The organism is Janthinobacterium sp. HH102 (assembly GCF_001758625.2).
GTDB lineage: Bacteria > Pseudomonadota > Gammaproteobacteria > Burkholderiales > Burkholderiaceae_D > Janthinobacterium.
The window spans coordinates 57,541-76,114 of record NZ_CP062064.1 but is presented as its reverse complement, the minus strand read 5'-3'; the positions used below and the strand labels follow the sequence as shown (position 1 = coordinate 76,114).

The following is an 18,574-nucleotide window of genomic DNA, read 5'->3' as shown; positions in this document are numbered from 1 at the left end:
TTAGTTAGCGCCGCTTTCCTGAGCCCGGCGCGCCAGCTCCCTCCTGAACATGCGAGGCGATTTCCATTTCAGCGACGAATGCGGATGGACCTCGTTGAAGTGCATAAAGGCGTCTGGCAGTTGAGCCAGAACGATTTCTGCGCTGCTGCGGTCCATCAAGTTCACGTAGTCCCGTTTAAACGTGTTCACGAAGCTCTCGGCCATGCCGTTCGACTGCGGGCTGCATACCGGTGTATGCACCGGTTCAATCCCAAGTGCGCGCACCAGCGCGTGCGTTTCATGGGCTCGATAGGCGCCGCCGTTGTCGCTCAAGAATTCCAGCCTGGTCGAGCCGACGCTGGCCTGGCCGAATCTTGTCTCGACCGCTTCCACCAGCATGTCGCGCACGGGCTCGCCAGGCAGGCCACGTTCGGCCCACGCACGCCAGGCAATGATTTCTCGGTCACAGCAATCCTTCATGAACACACCGGTCACCACTTCGCCGTTGTCGCAGGCGATCTCGAAGCCGTCCGAGCACCAGCGCTGATTGGGTTCGTCCACCGCCACCGCGCCATTGTGCACGCGGCTGCTCACTGGGCGTTTCGGCGCCTTGGGTAGCAGCAGACTGTTCGCCTTCATCACGCGATAAAACCGCTTGTGATTGATTGCTGGCAAGCCCATCAAGGCGCGCGTGCGGTTGACCAGAGCGCCAGCCCGGCGGTAGCCATAGGTCGGCAGCGCTGTAATCTCGGCGCGCACGGCGTCGACCAGGATGGCGTCGGTAGGTTGGTGGAACGTCTGAGTGGTACGCCCGTCGATCCAGTCCGCGGGACGAACCAGCAGCTGGGCTACGTGTGAGCGCGCTACGCCAAGGGCAGAGCAGACCGGCTTCACTGGTCGTCCTTGCCCGACAAGGGCGAGCGCGCAATCCACTTTTTTTCGCGAGCGAACTCGACGGCCTCCTTCAGGATTTCCGCCTCCATCGTCTTCTTGCCGAGCATGCGCTGCAACTGGGCTATCTGCGCGCGTGCAGCGGCCAGTTCGCTCGCCGGTACCACCGATTCGCCAGCAGTGACCGCCGTTAGCGCGCCTTCCCGTTCGAGCTTACGCCAGTTGAACAACTGGCTTGCACCGACGCCGTGCTTGCGAGCGACCAGCGACACGTTCATGCCTGGCTCGTAAGTCTCGCGCACCAGCGCCGCTTTTTCCTCGGCAGACCAGCGCCTGCGGCGCTCCTGGCTCACCGTCACAACCTCGATTGTTTGCTTGTTCCTAGTCATATGCACAGTCCTATTCCTATCCGTAAGAATAACGCATAGGCTGTGTCTGGTGAATCAAGGGGCTATTTCAGAACCTTCCCCAGTGGGGCAGGTTCGTCTTGGAAACACGGATAAATCATGCTCCATACAAACTTCCTCCAGTATCACCTCTGCATCCCGAAGCCATTCCGCTCCAGTCAGCATGCGAGTGCCAAATGACGAACGCTAAGACCTTTCAAGCGTCCCTAGGCCGTCGCAAGCCAACCCCCCAAGAGATCGAAAAACTAAGACTACTTCGCCAGCAAGATGTCGAAGCCATACTGAGAAGCGAGGTCATTTCTGTCGATCAGATCAACAGCCTGGACTGGGGTGGGAAGTTCGAGATCGCGAAGGAGCATTTCGACAAGTGCGACGACGCGGCGAAGCATGCCTTGCTACATGATCAAAGCCATCCGGTCCGAGCGGCCGCATCAGTATTCAGGCCGAGAGCTAAGCCGTTCCCATATCCGCGGTTAGGGCGCTCATCAGCAGGAGACATCGCCCACTCACTTATGAACGGGAAAGAGAAGATTCCCACAACCCACGGGGACAAGACGGTTGACGAAATCGAGTCTATGATCCAGTCCACCTATCCGATGGCTGCCTTACTGCAGGCTGAAAAGTTCGTCTCGGCCTTCGAAAGAGACAGTACGAAAAGTAACGCTGGAGATCTTTTAGCGATACTTCGTTCGTTGATCCCACCCGCAAGCTAATCACGATTGAAACTCCGTCTTGTACCTATTCTTGGACAAGGCGGAGTTTTTGCGTCGGCAACGGTCATCTTCTATAAAAAGCAAAGTTTTGCACGTCCCGGCTTAACTTACTTCCACTAACCGTCGAGACTCTTAAAAAAAGTAACTTTGCCCTTTCCTGGTTTCAATTTATTAACCCTAGTGGGCTATTCCCCAGGCATAGTTCCAGTCACAATACCGGAGTATAAAATGGCATTTTCCTGCACGGACTTTACCGACAGCATCCTCAACTATCTAATTGGCAAGGGCTTACTTAGCGAGGACGAGTATCATCCGGACGATGCAGAATCCCAGTGTACAGCTTCAATCGCAGCGATCGACAAACTCGCCGCGTTAGCCGGTTACGTTGTCAGCACAGGGCCGGGTCCTACGCCAGCAGGACATGGCGTGATCGGCCAGAGCAATTCCGCGTGCTTCATGCAAGAGCTCTTGTCCGCGAATGAGACGCTCTCCGCGATCGGTGAAATTCGGGGGATACTCACCCTAGCCGATTGCATGTACATACTTTCAGCAATCCAGAAGGGTACTTTCATCGACTTTTGTCATTCCAGTGAATCTCAGATCCTGGAGGTGGTCAAGGAATTACCGTCTGCCGCCATCTGGCTGACCTACATCCATCAGACGGCCGAATAGCTCCAGACTGATGCGACACGCTCCATAAATCCAAGAAAATCATCCAATTCCGAAGTACACGCCAGCTGCATGCTGGTGTGTCTTGCAGCGACGCGATACTGATCTCTGTCGGTCAAAGATGAGTAGTCGTAATTTATATCTATCGCCGCTTTTCGGCATTGACAAGGCCTAGCGCCAAACCAACTCAGCCATCGGGCAGTACGCCCGTATGGGCTGCCCGCTGGCTCCACCAGGAGCAGAAAATGTTGAGCACCCTCAAAAAAGAGAGTTCACGAAAGCGCGAAAGCGACAATGATGATTTACTAGCACTGACGCACGTTCCGCGCTGTGCAGAAGTAATTGGCGATCGCGTACCGGACAGTAAAACAATCCAGGAAAAGGGCATAGAGACGTTACTCGATCTCATCCGCCGCCAACATTCCTTGCATTTAAGATTTAGTGCCGGCAAGGACTCGACCGCTTGCGCGGTTTTAATGATTGAAGCGGTACGGCGTGCATTTGCAGAAGGCATATCTACCACGCACTATGTCAGTGGCAGCAGTACTGGCATCGAAAATCCAGTGATGGAAATGCATCTTTTGGAAGTGCAACACGAAATGCGAGAACATTTCCGCAAACATGGTTTGCCAATCGAGGTCCACCTTACTCATCCATCAATAGCGTCCTCTTTCATTGTTACGACCGTCGGCCGGGGAACGCTTCCACGCTTTCCCGAAAATAGTAAAGCTCGTCAGTGCGCTGCGGATTGGAAATACTACCCGGCAAGACGCCTGGCTGCTGAGCTTGAAACGCGGGCAAACGAACAGACCGGCCGCGAAATGGTAACTCTGATAGGAACGCGCTTTCAGGAGTCTAAATCTCGCAACACTCGGATGAAAGGCCGGGGAGAGTCAGCCAAAACGCCTGTGCGCGGAGAATCAGGGGAATTGGTCCTGAGCCTCATCGCGGACTGGTCGCTATCCAATGTGTGGCAGACGCTCGAGATGCTGCTAGAACCCGAAACGAGCCCATATATTGCTGCGATATCCCAAGAGAGCGTGCATCGCCTCTTCACTATCTATCAAGATGCGAACGATGGCATGTGCGGCATCGTGTTGGGGGATGCAGGAAACAAACAACCATGCGGAGCTCGGATGGGATGCGCATTTTGCACACTCACCGGCTCGCAAGACAAGAGCATGGAAAGCATGCTAGCGCTGGAGCGAAATGCCTTTATGCGACCACTTAATGACTTCCGTAACCTGCTAATGGCAACGCAGTTTGATCTGGATACTCGCGATTTAATTGGCAGAACAGTCAGCGACGCCGGTTACCTACCGATTCGACCAGACGTTTATTCGTATGACTTCAGGCAATCAATGCTCCAATACCTGCTTTCAATGGATGCAAACGAGCGGGACCGCGCGGAGGAGATGGAGGCAGCAATCCTAACCGGCCGCGTCGCTGATACGAAGGAAAACTGGCTAATGGCTTCAGCATGTTTTGAACTAGTGTCGCTCCAGCAGCTCGCGCTCATTGATTGGCATTGGAGTAATCATTACCAAGCATCTGAGGCTTTTCCAGCCTTGGCGATCTGGTACCAGGTCAATGTTCTAGGACGCCGCTATGCCATCCCAAAATCTAGCAAGGCGCCGAAGCTGACCATTCCTACTACGCGTTGGATAAAAGTCGGGAGATTCGACCATTTGGTTCCTTCGGAAGGGATGGGCAGTTCGGAAAACGAAATTTGGAATCCGTACCGCCACCCTGACAGAATTTTCAGCCATCGAGTCGTAAGTGGGAAAAAGACGACCTGGTTCAACGAGACAGACCAACTTAACGTTGACGCGGAGAAGGCATGCGCGTTCATTACCTGCACATATCCAAACATGTCAATTGAATGCAATCTGATGCCGGCCACGACGTCCGCTGCATTCTGGCTAAATGAGGGAATTGTGAGTCTACCAGTTGGTCATGCGCAACGTTACCAAGAAATCGCACTTCGCAACCGTTATTTCGCGAACCTATCACTCCAGCTAGATTTATCACCCGATGAATTGAAGAAATATGTAATGAAAAATTCAATAACAAACGCAGAACATTCCGAACTGCTTCCTAAGAATCCGCAGTTCGAAATGTTCGGCACTTCGTAAAAAAATATTGGAAACTGCGAGTAAAAAGAGGCGTTCCAATACGTTGAAAACCACGTTTGGATCGTCCCCAAAAACGTTACGTGTATTCCCATGACGCGTTTATCGAAGTACTTTCCATTAAATATTTCTATCCTCTAGCGGAATATATTAATATCGAATTCTCTTTTTTCAGAGATCGACAATTTGGAGAATTTTATGCAAGCGATTAAAACATCGTCAGTAGATAACCAAGTTCATTATTACAACGGCAGTGGGCTTTTCGTCAATGAGGTGCAAATGCAAGACGCACGTGAAGCCGCCTATTATTTGGGCGGTCAATATAGTGGTTTTACAGATATAGCCTTACCGAGCCAAATAAATAACAGTCCGACCTTAATGGCGGCATGGAATGAGGGTAGAGAAGATGCTTCATATTTCGAACGTGTTCAAGAGTGCCAACATTGCTCCGCCGCGAACGGTGACCCGTGCTTAATCCACGACTAACCAGGAAGTAATAGGAATTTTCGGATCTGAATAGATAACAGCAACATTCAGCCGCTTTGCGGCATTAACCCAGCGGGGGAGCATCCCGCTGGGGTGCTCTCCGCATAAAAAACGGAAAGCACAATTATGCATCATTCGCGCAAAAATCTCGGCTACACGGCAGAGGATCGCGCCGCCTTTCACCGTCGTCCATCGGCCACCTTGGCATCCTGGAAACGAGATGCCCATTCGGACGATGAAATTATTAGAAAATTTTCTAGTGAGCACAAAACAAATCGCAACATTGCAAATGCATTATCGGATCCATCAATCAAAGAAGTCATGGAAATAAAGAAAAAAGACATTTTTTCTTTCAGAGCTGAAAGCGCTCTGCAATTAGAACAGCTTGAATGGTTCTGCAAACGTGCCGGAAGGGCACTGTCCATTTCATCAAAAAGATATGAAGGGTGTTCTACCGTTGATGTCGAAATTGAGACGCATGCGACAATCGGATCACTTCAATTTTTTATGCGACAGGTAAGCATGGAAAATTTGATGCTAAGAACATTGAAACAGTGTCGCCTTTCAGAAAATCATTTTGAGGATTCGCCTGCGGGCTTTTAAAAGAATCGAAGCAATCATTGCCCACAGTAGCGTTTACTACTGTGGGCAGATTCATCAGAATGGCCATCATCTCAAGGAACAGCAAAGAAATAGATCGATTTCTTTGCTCTAAACCAATTTACTGGATATTTTATAATATGAAATACAGATTAGCATTTTTTTTAATTACCTTTATTGCGACATCTTCCTTGATGGCTGCACCATCACCAGATCGACTCGATGCGGTTGTCGGTTTCGACTACGACCTTAATGGGGTGCGTGATGATGTTGATTCGTTTATCCGGAGCCTTCCTGATTCCGAGTTGCAAAAAAAATCTTTGGAACAAACTGCAGTCGCTTTTTCACAGATTTTCTTCACGGACTTAGCGAACTATACCAGTCTCCTCCAGACTTCAAAAAGAATATCCGATAGTGTGTCGTGTGTGCATCATCGCTACCCCAGCACGTTAGCAAGCAAACGGGCGATGAAACTGGAGAAAGTATATTTTAATACCGAGCCGCGTTTGGTTATTTATGGAAACTACAATTCAGCGCTCAGCGGTAGCACATCCTTGTCCCCTCGCGGCAATGGATGTCTCGATTGATTATTTACAGTTAAGAAGTCGCTTACCATCAATGCTCCGTAACCTGAGTGACGAGCAGGTTACGCGTATCCATCGCGCGCTTGCTGGTCTGTGGGCAGAAGACGCCGATCTGGCCTCGCTGCTCACGGCCCAATTCTAAAGTCTTGGGCTCGGTCTACATGGGGTTCAGCGATCCGCGTGCTGTCGAGGCAACGGTGCTGGGCAGGCTTCCGTTTGCCGAAGAGGTTGTGCTCGTGCACCCGTTATTCTTGGGCACGCGCATGAGGCTGGGGTTCAGCCCCAATGAATCACCCACCGGCCACAACATGCAGATGCTCAAGAACGTCATGTTGCTCCTGAAGCTGTAGCCGTTTATCCGCACCGGCCTCGTGCATATGGTACGCGATCCCGGTGAGGTTAGTGCCCGGTAGGCCATCATGTTAAGGAGGTGCTGGCCCGGCGCAGCGACGGATGGAAACCACTTAAGGTCGGTGGCCTATAGCGCTTCCTGAAACTCGCGAAACAGGAAACGAAGCGCGTGGTTTGGATGCTGCGAGAAGCGTCCCAGCGGTGCTTCATTGCCGACCACATGCCCGAAACAGACGCTAATGCGACGGATCGGTTCATCGAGTATTTCAAGCGCAAAGCCCTGGCCGATCCCTACACGTTGCTGCAGCCGCTTCCCTCAGGATAGGAGGGTGCGCAGATCCAAGTATTCAAGGGATTAAGCCTCAAAGCGGCTCTGTATGTAGCGTCACTGACTGGCTCGATCATCCACGTCGACACGGATGTCAATTCCATTTGAAGAGGCGATTCTCTAACTAAAAGCGCGACTGGCATCACTAGGAGAGCTTGCGCCGAAGGCGCAGCGACCGATATCGAGGCTGGCCAGCTGGTCGACATGCAGCGCAGCTGGCCACCAGGATGGCCACCGCCGTTGCCGAGGCGCCGCCGTCAAGCGCGCGTGGGCCAGCTGCAGCAGCTGGCGCAGCAGTGCCTGCAGTTGCACCAGAGCGGACGCCCGCCGCTCGATCATTCGATCAGCAGGCGGCGCCGGCACGGCGCTGGCCACCACCGCGCAGCGGCCAGGATCTTGGCCGGCCAGCTGGTCGACGTGTAGCACGGCGCATGCCATCAGCATGGCCACGGCCGGCGGCGTGGTCTCGCCGTCAAACCCGTACACGGGCCAAGGCCTGCAGCTACTGCAGCGGCTGTCAATTCCAGTCGCGGATTTAGCTGTGCCGTTTAATCAGTCGCATTTTTTCGTGGATTTAGTCGCCTTTTTAGTTGCTGCGATAGTGTCTTTTCCCGTACTCGCCAGGCGCGCAATTAAATGGAATTGACAACGGAGGCGCATTGGGCGCAGCTCCTGATACACGCCCAGCCTGGCGGCACGCAGTCGCAGTCCACATGGAGGGCCGTGCGACAGGCCTTGAGTGATATCGCGATCCCGGTAGAGTTAAACGCTCAGCAGGTGGCAAAACGGATCAATAGGGGGTAGCGCCCGCCGATCCCAAACTTACTGCGACGGCTGGTCGAATCGATTTCAACCCAGCAAGGCAGGGCCGATCCTAGTGTGCTGGCCAAGCAATTACGTCACGTGCGCCGCAAGGTCGAACGGACGGGGAACATAATGGCGACATTACCCGGCTCCCCGTACACCGCGATCTGCATGTGCCGCCGGCGGGGTCTGCCCGTCACGAGGTGCAGCGTTATGCTCGTGATGTTTGCCGGCGTGACCAAACCCCGGTCCATTTCACGCGCGTTGCGGTTGGTGTTCGAAGATCCGGAGGCGGACGTGAGCAATACGCCATTCCTACCAATCAATCAGGCAGCTGGCCCGTCGCGGGCCACCTCAAACTAATGTCAGCCTTTGGTTCCCTCTCCATCGGCGTTGCATTAATAACCGCGCTGCAGCGGTCGATATGAAGCACACTATGCTGCCTTAAGCTTTACCGATGAATGAGGCTATGACAGTGATTTGTCATAAATTTTTCGATCTCCAACAAAAAGTTCCGTCAGCCTTTGATGGAAGTACTATAGTTCGATCATGGCGATACATTGTATAAACAATGACATTGACAACGCTGATTAAAAGAATCTACAATGTATCTACATTAGGAGGGTCTATGGAATTATCAGTTCAGAAGTGGGGCAATAGCGCAGCAGTACGGCTGCCTACCGAGTTGCTGGGCATGCTCAAAGTGACTTTGGGAGATAAACTCAGTGTCAACGTGCAGGCAGAGGGCGTGCTGCTGAAAGCTGCGCGCCCGTCGTATTCTTTGGTTGACCTTCTAGCGCAATGTGACTTTTCTGCAGCGGAACCGGCCGATATGGCAGTTTGGTCTCAAATCAAGCCGGTGGGGCGTGAAGCGTGGTGAGCCGTAGTAAATTCGGACGCGGCGACATTGTCATGGTCAGCCTCGACCCAACCGAAGGGCACGAGCAAAGAGGTATGCGGCCTGTCTTAGTACTGTCCACAAGCGCTTTCAACGCGTTGGGCGTGGTCTTGGTCGCTCCAATAACACAAGGCGGCGACTTCGCACGGCATGCGGGCTTCGCAGCTTCGCTGAGCGGTGCCGGCACAAAGACCCAAGGTGTAGCTTTGGTCAATCAGATTCGCATGTTGGATTTGGAAGCAAGAAAGGCAAAGCGAGTCGAGACAGTGCCGGAGTACGTGGTGGAAGATGCTCTCGCCAGGTTGCGTGCAATCACCGATTAGGGAAAATCCACATGATGCTGATCTCGCATGAGTCAATGGAGCAAGTGCTGGAATCGGCAGCGATTCTAGTGAATCTCGGGTTACCTGCTCGGAAGCTGTTGGCCGAGGCGGTCGAGGCAACAGGTGTCAAGCGCAAGCAGCTCTCTAAAGCCGCGAAGGATCTGGAGACCGCTGGTTTCCTGTTCGTACGTGACAGCGGTAACCTCTGGGAGTCGCAATTTGAATTGGTGCCGACACTTGCTGGGGAAGAGGCGCTTGAAGCGCTTGATGAAAAATAGGGAAAAGAGCCCATGCGAAAGAACATGCCCAGGATAACGCGAGTCCGACCTGCTGACGCCAATAACCAAGTCGTGACGGTTGAAGGCGGGAAGGGCTGCTATCGAAAACAACCATGCCCCAAGTGTCCCTGACGAATAGATGCGACCGGTGAGTTTCCTGCCGAGGCGTTCCGTCATTCAGCTGGCACGGCGTACGATATGGCGGAACATACTTTTGGATGCCACGAAGCTGGGAGCAAAAAGCCAGCCCTGTGTGCCGGGTTCTTGATGCGAGGTGCCGACCATAACCTGACGGTGCGCCTGCGGTACATCCGAGGCGAGTTGAGGGACGACGTACATGACGGTGGCCACGAGCTGCACAAGAATTACCGCGCTATGGCAATTGCAAACGGTGTATCAGCGGACGATGCTGCCTTGGCAGCGTGCCGCGATTGATCAAGGAAAAGACCAAATGAGTCGCGGAATGGGTTGGACAGGGAAGCGCGTAAAGCATGTTGATGGCCGCGAAGGAAGCATCAAGCGGGAGGCGCCGGGTTTCTGTCACGTAGGCCTCTTCATCGTCGATAACATCGGCGGTGCCGCCTTTGTGCAATTGAACAGCAACGGCCCTGACACTGGAGAGACTGGCTGGTCATGGATGCTTGCCCATGAGGGCGACCCTGAGCGTTGGGGCTGGCTTGGCGATCACAACAATGCTACACCGGCATAGAGGAAATTATTGCAATGGTCGATTCCCAATTCGAAGAAAAAAGTTAAATGGGTACCAACAACACCGGCTATGCTTCATGCGTACATTGCGGTGCCGAATATCGACTTTTCACGATCTTTAATCGTGACATGCAAGCGCTGTGCAAGATATGGAAGCGTCGGCATGAGCGTGGCTGTGAAGACCGGACACCAAGACAACGTCGTGCGTGGGCGAAAAAATATGTTGGTAAGGATCAGCATGAAAGCAGCATTGTGGTTGATCTCGACCATCCGGCCTTCCTAGACTGCCCACCGTATGATATTCAAGTTTCCGGCGACGGCAGCACAGTCTGGGTAACGGCGGCTGACGGATCTTGCGTTGGCAGGTTCAGCAAGACCTTTGGTCTAGATGTCCACAAGTCCGCAGCAGAGCAAATGGCCGGCGGTACCCAGTGCTTGCATTGTACTCATTCGCCATCAGGCCCTGATGCCTGGGACGTATTTCGTGCTCAAGTAAAGATGCACCATCATATTGAAGTCCCAGCTGATCTGGTCAGTTGGGGTTAGAAGAAAGCGCCCAGCAGCACCCCCAAGGCCCGCATGACGGGCCTGGCGTAATGAGAAGGCCAGTGCGGTGCTGGCCATTGAGGAGAATTATGGCCAGCGAGAATTTAGCCCAAATCTTGTTCGACAGCGAGGTAGTCGATGACGTCGGTGCGTTGCGTGCGCTACTGGCCAGTGGCAAAGTGCGGCAAGGCGAACGGGTTCTTCAGAACCGAAATGAACGCGTGGATACGAAGGATGGCCCGATTACGGTCGGCGACAGCGTGACGATTCACGCTTGGCCTGACCATTCGGTCAACTGAAAACTGAGTTAAGGAAACGCGAGATGATATCAGCGCCTGAACCGGAGTCCCATTTGTTGAGCATCGTCGAGGTATCGCACGCCAATCGAATAAGGTGCCAGGCAGACGGATGCGGTCATTCGGTTTTCAAGCGCATACATGTCGTCCTTGATAATGGCAAATTCCATGTCCTCGGATCGCAGTGTTTTGCAACGCTCTACGGTGGGCTGGGTACAGTGGCTGCGCCTTATTATGGTGGCGGCGCTGCAAGACCACTTACAGACGACGAACGAGCCCTGTTGGTGGAAAACACCGCTCGATTCATTGAACAGCTTGAAAACGAACGCATCGAGAATGAACGTGTTGCTGCCGTACATGAAGCAGAACGACAGCAGGCTGAACTTGTTTCTGCCACTCTTGAAGCGGAACGACAGCGGGCTGACCGCGAAATGATATCTGCTCGACAAAAAAATACAACGCAGATTTCTGATGTCGATCCGGCTTTTGCGTCAGGTAAATACCGGTATATTTGGAGTTCCAGTTGGTGGAAATCTAGCGGTGCGCTTTTTGAAAACGTGAGAGCAGTTCTGCGTCGGCCAATGCATGTTGACCTAATTTACAGAGCCATCGTAGAAGCTGTTCGACAGCCGACGATCTCACCAATCGAATTTGCAACTCGGCTTAAAGCTGCTGGGGTTCCTAGTGATGTGACATTGCAGTGTTTGTGTGATCTAAAGTTAGTTGTGCGTGGAAAATCGATATAAACGATTAACGTAATGGATCATGGAATGCGCCTGATCCACCGTCATCAACCCCAAGGCAGTTGCGACGTTTAGAAGGGCGGCATGGTGCCGGCCAACGAGGAAAATTATGGCACAAACACAGCTTACAGAATTTCAGTTAGGGGCATTAGTCGCCGTCTCGCTTTTGATCGTACTGCACGATCAACCAGTTGCAGCAGCTGATGTTGTGAGTGAAATGGGTCTTTCCGACGCGGATTGCACCGGGCTCGACGACTACGACAAGCGTAACTTGAAAAAGATACAGGGCGAGCGCAACGGCACAATCAAACTGCGCGGCTTGTGAGAGAAAACCGGCGCCGCCAGGCGCTCCGCGCCGGCCGGCAGCCGGCGAACTTGAAAGGCCGCTCTATGCGGAGGAGCAATGAACAAAACAGGACCCCAAGCCTTTTTAAGCGCTTTTACCGCTGGTCACCCCAGCGTTACCACCAGCATAAATCAAGCTGGCCTGCCGAAATCGTTTGAGCGCTTCTTGCGGGGGAGTAGCAAGATCGACGAAGGCGAAAACACGCACCAAGTCATCATTGGCAAGAGCCGTGACGGCATGAGCTTCCCCAAGGGCACACTGCGCGGCGATGCATTGTCCAGCGCTTCTGGTCTGCTCACCGGGCTGTTGTGCCGCATCTGATGGAGGAAGATCATGGCTAGCAGCGAGTGGACCTTGTGGCACCTAACTCCAAAAGGTTGGGTCGCCGGCGACCAACAATTTGATACCGGCCCAATGGTAAGCAGAGCGGTACCGGCTGATCGCGTTCTCAGCTCTGTCTACAAAGAAACCAGCAGCGGGTATTCGATGCCAACAGGTGGCAATACCGAGATTTGGCGTGGTAGCGATGAACGTTTGATCACCAGCTTGCTGAACGAGTGGGACGCTGCGCCCTCTGAGCTTTGACAGGAAATTTATGCGCTACTGCGGCCGCTGCAAGCGTGACACAGAGCATTACCTTTTCAATGGTCGCCTGACCTATAAACTGTGCGCCTGGAAGCGCATGAAATGATCGAGGAGAATATGGCAGCATCGACCAACATTGAAGTCCTGCACGCGGCTTTGACGGACGCGGTGGGCGAACTGAGCGCCTTGGGCCACACACTGGTCAATCAGGGCTAAGACACCATCACCAGGATCATCGACGTTCTGCGCATCGCATTGTATGGCACCGATGGGCGTGGCAACGGTCCCCAGCATTTTGCCAAAGCACGTGCCGAGCTGGCGGCGCACCACAAGGAAGACTCGGCGGCAGCCGAGTAAAGGAAAAGCACAATGAACAAACCAGCGAACTATCTACGACAGCCGGCAACGTTCGCAGGAAACGGCCGACTGTATCGAGGAATTGTAAGCCTACCAAACCACATGACGAATGGCGCGTTCGAAGAACGGATTGTTTTCTTCGAATCGAAGACTGAACAAGCCGTAGGCGCACACCTTGAAGCGCTTTTGGAAAAGGTGTGGTGTGTCGATACAAAGGGCTGGTGCGACGACGGGATGATCTACAACATCAACTCGGCCCGCGAACTGCATGAGCAATCGCTGAACGAAACGAACGGGCCAAGCGACCTGATGTTGTTTGAAACTGGTGCGGGGGGGACCGGCATCGAAGCGATTGGACCAAACCGCACCCATTATGCTCAAGCCGATACGGTGGATATGTTCGTCACCCCACGCGTGGCACGACGCCTGCGCGACGCGCTGGAGGCAATCGAACTCGCACGTTCTGACGAGGCTCGACGCCGCAAAGCTGAATGACACCTTGGGGTCGCCTGTACTTCCTTCCGGACGACGACGGATGCGTTGGAACACTATCGCCATGAACTGTAGAGTGCTTAGCAAACTCGGCTGCTGTAGTAAAGCCGAGCTTATCGATTTACCGACCAATCGAGGTGAAGAAAAGTGCCTGATCAATTAATATCTGACCTTCATGAGGGCGCTGGGTCCGGCGCCGTATCTATTGTTGGATATGAATACCAGATCGATGTGTCGGTCTGGCTGGCGCTCGACCTAGTGCTCGCCAGCAAGCTGACGCATGAGCTCGTGCTCGAGCCGGCCACGGAGGAAGACATCGAGGCCGATTTGACCGAGTACGAACCAGGTCGGATAACGAGCACTGTATCAATGGATGGCTATCGGCTAATCGTTCAAGCGAAACTACGGACAGGAGATGCTTGGACCGTTAGCGGGATTAAGGCCCTTTTGAATCACGGCGAGGTGCGGGAGTCCGCTGCGCGACGGCTCGCCACGCCGTCGGCGCGGTACTTGCTCGTCACAAGCGCCGCCCTCAACGGCGAAACGCGAAAGTTGCGTGTCCGTCGGGCGAGCATCTGGCCGGGGGCGACCAATATGCCTGCGTCCATAAAGAAAATGCTTCCGGCCGACGCGGCAGGGCGCGTTGCCATCATCTGCAATCAGGACGAAGAACGGCTAGCTACCGACATTAAACGCCTACTCACGGAAAGCTTTCGTGTGCCGAATGCGCGATTGGAAGCCTGCCGTAGAGCTTTACGCGACGAGGCCAGGAACCGGATGGGCGGCGCTGGAGGCGGCCGTTGGACGCGATTGGAACTCGAGAGACTTATCCGGAGGCATGACGGATACATCGCGAGCTCTCCCGAGCTCGAACACTATGTCCATCCAACGAACTGGTCAGACCTGCTCGCCGCCATGGACAAGCGAGGCGCTGCGTTGATTATCGGTCAGTCGGGTACAGGCAAGACAATGGCGACTGGAAAGCTTTACGAAGAGCTGCGAGAACGTATCCCTGGACTCACTCGCGTGCCGATCACCCTAGGGCCCCAACAGATTAGAGACGATAAGACCGAACCTCCTGTCCTCTATGACATTGAAGACCCATGGGGACGGTTCGACTTCGATCCAGCGAGCCGCCCGTGGAACGATCAGCTCGCGGGTTTTCTTGGCGATGCCCGCTCCAGCCGAATGATTGTCGCAACTTCCCGTCTCGATGTGGCTCAGAGCGCTGGTGCGCTGGATACCGTTAAACCTTGGCTTGTTAACTTGGAAGCTGAACATTACGGTCCGACTGAGCGTCGCCGCCTTTACCGCACGCGAATTGATGCTCTGCCGCGCAAGCTTCAGCCGATCGCGAAAAACCATGAGGTGTCGGTGCTGTCTGAGCTGGCCACGCCTCTAGAGATCCAAAAGTTCTTCGATGCACTGCCCACGATAGATTTCGATGACCGGCGGAATCCCGGTGCTTTCGTCGCCGAGGCTATCCGTCAGGCGCACCAGAATTCGATCGAGCGCACCGTTATCGACCAAATCGAGGAAAGACGTGACGTGCGTGCGGCCGCGGTGGTCTGGGGCTTACTCAAGGCGAACGATCGATTGTCGCTTAAGCTGTTGCGGTCGGTCGAAGAGAAGTTGTCGGAGCATAGCGCCCAGTTTGAAAAAGGTGTGTCGCCGCTAATTGCATTCTTTGTCTCAGCTCGCAACCTGCGTCAGGCAGAAGCGTCCGTCACTTATTATCATCCACGTGTAGAGGCTGGGATCGAAAAGGCCTTGACGCGCGACCGCCTCGTCGCCAGGAAGACACTTCGAACGCTCATTGATATTTTAGTTTCACCGGATGGCCCCGGGGAGGATTGGGGTATTGCCGCTGCCGCTCGGTTGATCGCGGCCGCTGATCGCACACCAGAGCTCAAGCCCGAGCCGACGCCTGGTTCTCAGGCGAAGATAGACGCGTGGCTCGCGGCCCAACTCGCCGAAGGTGGAAAAGGTTTTCGGGGCAACTTGGATCTAGCCGCGGCGGCGGGATCTGCCAACAGCAACGTGTCCGAGGCCGCACGTTTCCTGCTGCACCGTCCGGACCGAAGCTTCGGCGGCATGCATTGCTGGGGTACTGCACCACACGCTGATGTGTGGCATGATCGGTTACGCTCCGATCCTGCCGTCAAAGTGTTGGTCGAAACCTTTATAATTGAATTACTGCCAAGAGATCAAGATAGTTTTTCCGAGAACTTCGTCGTCGAAGCTGAGCGCTTAGCAGGAGAGCTCACGCCGGCATTCTTGGCTGCAGCATCCAAAGCGGTTCACTACGGCGTGACGTACAGCAGTGATGCCATCGCGGCGGGCGCTCTCAACGATCTTACTGGGTTCGAGGCGATTGTAGATATTGCTGCGGACGTCCTAACGCCGTCCGAGGCAGACCGCAGAAACGCGGACGAAACCCGTCTCGCAATTATCAATAATGAGTACAGCGACGATTACGCCAACCATCTTCAGGAGAACGAGGACGGCCACACTGCCGGCGAGTTTCTGAAAGCATATGTTGATCGGGTGAGAACAACCGTCGGATGGCGAAAACTTGCCGAGCACCGCCACTGCGACCGGCTACGGTATTATTGGTTTTGCTCGCTCGCAAATGAGGATGAAGCGAACGCCGACGAGATAGCCGGAGCGGTTGCGACCGGCTTCGGCACCAAGGATGAGGGTACGCTATGGCGGATTCTCACGAAAGTCTGGGATCCGATGTATAGAGGCGAGTTGATCGGCCGGCTTGTATCTGGCCACCCAGAGCCGTCCGTTCGTCAGGCAGCTCTGAGTTGTCTGATTGAACGAGAACCCGATTTCTTGACAGAGATCGTCAGTGATCTCAGAAATCAAGGTCGAGAGTCCCGACTATTAGAGATCGCCATAGAATTGGGCGAGTTTCAACATCGACATTCCGGTTTCAAAAAAAACGTCCTACACGAGCGCACTGCCGCGGCCGCGGCGGCCGCAGTGCTAAAGCTCCCTGTTCCGTTTGGGGAAGTTAGCCAGGCAGCCATTGCGCTAAAAAATAATAAATCGCCTAAGTTTTCTGATGCAGCTTGCGCTCTTATCGCACGCATGAATTTCACCAGCGAGAATCTGCGGGTGTTTCGGTTTATGGTCGACCGGCACATACAGATGCCTATTGCGGACGATGTTCGTTGTGTTCTCGTACAGTCCGATGACGATGGCGCGGCAGTCGAAGCGATCGAGGCGGCCATTCGTCATTGCATGACCGAGGAAGTGCACGGCGCGCTGAAGCACAAGTTCGCCGCAGTAATCTCGCGCGCGCTCAAGGCTGTCGCCACTCCTTTGCCGGCGCCATTGCCGCAACATTTACTCGCGCTTGTTGAAGCGAAAGCCAGTCCTGTGCGAAAAACGCTCGTCGAACTTCTTGCAGAGAAGCCACACCCTGAACACCTACCCACGTTACTTCGCCTCGTCAAGGATAGCTGGTCCCCAGAATCTCGCTATCACAATGAGGATGACATCTATCCCATCGCGCGGGCCGCAGTGCCGGCCATCGCCAAGCTCGGTGCCATAGATACGCCAACTGCAGATGAGCTCTATCGAACTGCGATAGATAGCCGGGACCCTGACCTGCGATATGAGATTTTCAGGCTTCTGGTTGCCAATGCAGAAATCGATTCGCAAGCGCGCTTGCTCGATCTTGCGCTCAATCCTGGACGCAAGGCTGTTCGTCGGGCGGCAGTGCACGCTCTTATGGCGGTTGCCGATCACGTCGCACCCGACGTGATCGCACGTATTTCGGCCCGGGACGTTTCGCGTCGGATCGAGCCAGTGGCCTCGCGACTTCTCCTCCTCCTCGCTAAGCGCGGCGACTTGCCCCATGTCCTCGCGATCGCTGAGACACTGGCAACCAACGACAAGCGCAGAGTCCTCCTGCTACTCGTAATCTGGGTGATGCGGGCCCGAGATTTGCCGACGGCGAACCGAATAGCTACGATGCTGCCTGCCAACCATCCTGCGGTCGCATGGGCGCTTGCGGGCTCCGATGGTAAGTTCGACGAGACCATGCTCGACGATTTGGGAGATCAGCTCAGCGATGAAGAAGTCCTATTGTTCATGGCGCCGAAGAAGAAAAATTGAGGTCCCTTCTTACCAAAGCGTGTCGGACGCTAATTAATGGGAAAGATCCAATGCGACCATCCGTTCGCCTGATTAACGTAATTGTCGCCGCTCCCTTCTTCGCGTACGTGGCCGACGTGGCGAGCGCACCGCACATGTGCGTCATCACCGCCTCTGAAGACTTTTCAAAAGTGACAATGTCACAACTTACAGGCAGAGTTTGCAGTGCTCTGCTTATGGCGTCATTGGCAAATGAAGAGGGCAAATTAATAAGCGCCCAACTTGACTCAAAGAAGTGGGATGGGACCAATCGAATAGAGCGGACCGAAATTATGGCACGAGGTATGCACGCCCTCACTTAACGCAATATGTGCATAGATACCGCTGCAAAAGCGAGAGAAGTGTTTCTGCGCCGGTTTAAGCGGGAGCCACACTGCAATGATATGAACAAGAAGTGACCCACGGAAAGTGCCCAGCCTATTCAACACTTCCAAGGAGCACTGTTCGCCATGCACACCGATGGCAAAACGGTCTAAATGTGTAGCGGCTCGCGTTTGACAACGGCCGTGCTCGCATTCGACGTTGTTTTGGGCTCGAATTAACTGCAAGCGGCCAAGCGGCCGCGCTCACGCTATCTGCAAATGGGCTTGCAATCGTTGGCGCCGGCTCGCATTCCAGAGTGGCGTGCTCGCGCTAATTGCAAGCATCCGAAAGCTATGGACATTGCCTCGTTTGGGTCTGGACAAGCTGGTGACGATGTCTCGAAAGTGCTGTACCACCCCGTGTGAGAGACGAAAATTGTCTCGATGGCGGCACCTCGCATGGCTGCGTCTGTACGATACAATGTTCAGTATGCAATTTCCGCTTTCGGCCCACCGCCGGACACTTGCACCGCCCAAAATATAAGGCAACTAACCTCGGCATCGTCTGCGTGTTGCAGCGAACCCG

The 18,574-nt window shown here is 54.1% G+C and carries 20 protein-coding genes; 18 read left to right on the top strand and 2 right to left on the bottom strand.

Annotated features, from left to right (window positions below):
* A protein-coding gene (locus JAB4_RS29870) for an IS3 family transposase (RefSeq protein ID WP_227742074.1) occupies positions 1–1,259 on the bottom strand; the annotation gives its coding sequence in 2 pieces (ribosomal slippage) (positions 1–920 and positions 920–1,259; 1,260 coding nt in all).
* Between the two features lie 194 nt (positions 1,260–1,453).
* On the opposite strand from JAB4_RS29870, the gene JAB4_RS29865 reads away from it, so the two are divergent.
* The 6 genes from JAB4_RS29865 to JAB4_RS29840 all read left to right on the top strand — a co-directional run bounded on the left by JAB4_RS29865 (position 1,454) and on the right by JAB4_RS29840 (position 6,464).
* Positions 1,454–1,990 (top strand): hypothetical protein, encoded by a 537-nt coding sequence (locus JAB4_RS29865; protein ID WP_070219780.1) that lies wholly within the window; start codon positions 1,454–1,456, stop codon positions 1,988–1,990.
* 228 nt (positions 1,991–2,218) lie between these two features.
* Complete coding sequence (locus JAB4_RS29860) at positions 2,219–2,662, top strand: hypothetical protein (protein ID WP_070219778.1); 444 nt, start codon at positions 2,219–2,221, stop codon at positions 2,660–2,662.
* A 242-nt stretch (positions 2,663–2,904) separates the two neighbouring features.
* A complete protein-coding gene (locus tag JAB4_RS29855) occupies positions 2,905–4,794 on the top strand; it encodes a hypothetical protein (RefSeq protein ID WP_227742195.1) in 1,890 nt (629 codons plus the stop codon).
* Positions 4,795–4,989: 195 nt separating this feature from the next.
* Positions 4,990–5,277: a hypothetical protein gene (locus tag JAB4_RS29850; RefSeq protein WP_139143933.1), complete on the top strand. Its 288-nt coding sequence runs from the start codon at positions 4,990–4,992 to the stop codon at positions 5,275–5,277.
* Between the two features lie 126 nt (positions 5,278–5,403).
* On the top strand, positions 5,404–5,880 hold the full coding sequence (locus tag JAB4_RS29845; RefSeq protein WP_139143932.1) for a hypothetical protein: 477 nt from the start codon (positions 5,404–5,406) through the stop codon (positions 5,878–5,880).
* 59 nt (positions 5,881–5,939) lie between these two features.
* The gene (locus tag JAB4_RS29840) at positions 5,940–6,464 is read left to right on the top strand and encodes a hypothetical protein (protein WP_139143931.1); all 525 of its coding nucleotides are present in this window, start codon (positions 5,940–5,942) and stop codon (positions 6,462–6,464) included.
* A 796-nt stretch (positions 6,465–7,260) separates the two neighbouring features.
* Here JAB4_RS29840 and JAB4_RS29835 read toward each other — a convergent pair.
* Positions 7,261–7,626 (bottom strand): hypothetical protein, encoded by a 366-nt coding sequence (locus tag JAB4_RS29835; RefSeq protein ID WP_070219774.1) that lies wholly within the window; start codon positions 7,624–7,626, stop codon positions 7,261–7,263.
* A gap of 946 nt (positions 7,627–8,572) precedes the next feature.
* Here JAB4_RS29835 and JAB4_RS29830 point away from each other — a divergent pair.
* The 12 genes from JAB4_RS29830 to JAB4_RS29780 all read left to right on the top strand — a co-directional run bounded on the left by JAB4_RS29830 (position 8,573) and on the right by JAB4_RS29780 (position 17,647).
* On the top strand, positions 8,573–8,824 hold the full coding sequence (locus tag JAB4_RS29830; protein ID WP_070219771.1) for a PbsX family transcriptional regulator: 252 nt from the start codon (positions 8,573–8,575) through the stop codon (positions 8,822–8,824).
* Positions 8,818–9,165 (top strand): type II toxin-antitoxin system ChpB family toxin, encoded by a 348-nt coding sequence (locus tag JAB4_RS29825; protein WP_070219770.1) that lies wholly within the window; start codon positions 8,818–8,820, stop codon positions 9,163–9,165. The genes JAB4_RS29830 and JAB4_RS29825 overlap by 7 nt, the downstream gene beginning before the upstream one ends.
* 11 nt (positions 9,166–9,176) lie before the next feature.
* Positions 9,177–9,443 (top strand): hypothetical protein, encoded by a 267-nt coding sequence (locus JAB4_RS29820; RefSeq protein ID WP_083287481.1) that lies wholly within the window; start codon positions 9,177–9,179, stop codon positions 9,441–9,443.
* A 198-nt stretch (positions 9,444–9,641) separates the two neighbouring features.
* The gene (locus tag JAB4_RS31075) at positions 9,642–9,878 is read left to right on the top strand and encodes a DUF6283 family protein (protein WP_254670499.1); all 237 of its coding nucleotides are present in this window, start codon (positions 9,642–9,644) and stop codon (positions 9,876–9,878) included.
* Complete coding sequence (locus tag JAB4_RS29815; RefSeq protein ID WP_070219768.1) at positions 9,781–10,152, top strand: hypothetical protein; 372 nt, start codon at positions 9,781–9,783, stop codon at positions 10,150–10,152. The genes JAB4_RS31075 and JAB4_RS29815 overlap by 98 nt, the downstream gene beginning before the upstream one ends.
* A gap of 47 nt (positions 10,153–10,199) precedes the next feature.
* A complete protein-coding gene (locus tag JAB4_RS30860; protein ID WP_227742198.1) occupies positions 10,200–10,697 on the top strand; it encodes a hypothetical protein in 498 nt (165 codons plus the stop codon).
* An 89-nt stretch (positions 10,698–10,786) separates the two neighbouring features.
* Positions 10,787–10,996 (top strand): hypothetical protein, encoded by a 210-nt coding sequence (locus JAB4_RS29805; RefSeq protein ID WP_070219764.1) that lies wholly within the window; start codon positions 10,787–10,789, stop codon positions 10,994–10,996.
* Between the two features lie 53 nt (positions 10,997–11,049).
* Positions 11,050–11,739, top strand: a complete 690-nt coding sequence (locus tag JAB4_RS29800; protein ID WP_139143929.1) for a hypothetical protein — start codon at positions 11,050–11,052, stop codon at positions 11,737–11,739.
* A gap of 106 nt (positions 11,740–11,845) precedes the next feature.
* Positions 11,846–12,061 (top strand): hypothetical protein, encoded by a 216-nt coding sequence (locus tag JAB4_RS29795; protein WP_070219760.1) that lies wholly within the window; start codon positions 11,846–11,848, stop codon positions 12,059–12,061.
* A 78-nt stretch (positions 12,062–12,139) separates the two neighbouring features.
* Positions 12,140–12,403 carry a hypothetical protein gene (locus tag JAB4_RS29790; protein WP_070219758.1) on the top strand — a complete coding sequence of 88 codons (264 nt, stop codon included), beginning with the start codon at positions 12,140–12,142 and terminating at the stop codon, positions 12,401–12,403.
* Positions 12,404–13,036: 633 nt separating this feature from the next.
* Positions 13,037–13,519 carry a hypothetical protein gene (locus JAB4_RS29785; RefSeq protein ID WP_139143928.1) on the top strand — a complete coding sequence of 161 codons (483 nt, stop codon included), beginning with the start codon at positions 13,037–13,039 and terminating at the stop codon, positions 13,517–13,519.
* A gap of 144 nt (positions 13,520–13,663) precedes the next feature.
* Entirely contained in the window at positions 13,664–17,647 is a 3,984-nt protein-coding gene (locus JAB4_RS29780; RefSeq protein WP_139143927.1) for a HEAT repeat domain-containing protein, read from the top strand.
* Positions 17,648–18,574 lie beyond the last annotated feature (927 nt).

Excerpts from the sequence above, each read along its gene's own strand:
- JAB4_RS29795 (WP_070219760.1), top strand. The coding sequence starts at position 11,846 with ATGGCACAAACACAGCTTACAGAATTTCAGTTAGGGGCATTAGTCGCC.
- JAB4_RS29840 (WP_139143931.1), top strand. The coding sequence starts at position 5,940 with ATGGCCATCATCTCAAGGAACAGCAAAGAAATAGATCGATTTCTTTGC.
- JAB4_RS29805 (WP_070219764.1), top strand. The coding sequence starts at position 10,787 with ATGGCCAGCGAGAATTTAGCCCAAATCTTGTTCGACAGCGAGGTAGTC.
- JAB4_RS30860 (WP_227742198.1), top strand. The coding sequence starts at position 10,200 with ATGGGTACCAACAACACCGGCTATGCTTCATGCGTACATTGCGGTGCC.
- JAB4_RS29830 (WP_070219771.1), top strand. The coding sequence starts at position 8,573 with ATGGAATTATCAGTTCAGAAGTGGGGCAATAGCGCAGCAGTACGGCTG.
- JAB4_RS29855 (WP_227742195.1), top strand. The coding sequence starts at position 2,905 with ATGTTGAGCACCCTCAAAAAAGAGAGTTCACGAAAGCGCGAAAGCGAC.
- JAB4_RS29820 (WP_083287481.1), top strand. The coding sequence starts at position 9,177 with ATGATGCTGATCTCGCATGAGTCAATGGAGCAAGTGCTGGAATCGGCA.
- JAB4_RS29845 (WP_139143932.1), top strand. The coding sequence starts at position 5,404 with ATGCATCATTCGCGCAAAAATCTCGGCTACACGGCAGAGGATCGCGCC.
- JAB4_RS29850 (WP_139143933.1), top strand. The coding sequence starts at position 4,990 with ATGCAAGCGATTAAAACATCGTCAGTAGATAACCAAGTTCATTATTAC.
- JAB4_RS29785 (WP_139143928.1), top strand. The coding sequence starts at position 13,037 with ATGAACAAACCAGCGAACTATCTACGACAGCCGGCAACGTTCGCAGGA.
- JAB4_RS29860 (WP_070219778.1), top strand. The coding sequence starts at position 2,219 with ATGGCATTTTCCTGCACGGACTTTACCGACAGCATCCTCAACTATCTA.
- JAB4_RS29865 (WP_070219780.1), top strand. The coding sequence starts at position 1,454 with ATGACGAACGCTAAGACCTTTCAAGCGTCCCTAGGCCGTCGCAAGCCA.
- JAB4_RS31075 (WP_254670499.1), top strand. The coding sequence starts at position 9,642 with ATGGCGGAACATACTTTTGGATGCCACGAAGCTGGGAGCAAAAAGCCA.
- JAB4_RS29815 (WP_070219768.1), top strand. The coding sequence starts at position 9,781 with ATGACGGTGGCCACGAGCTGCACAAGAATTACCGCGCTATGGCAATTG.
- JAB4_RS29790 (WP_070219758.1), top strand. The coding sequence starts at position 12,140 with ATGAACAAAACAGGACCCCAAGCCTTTTTAAGCGCTTTTACCGCTGGT.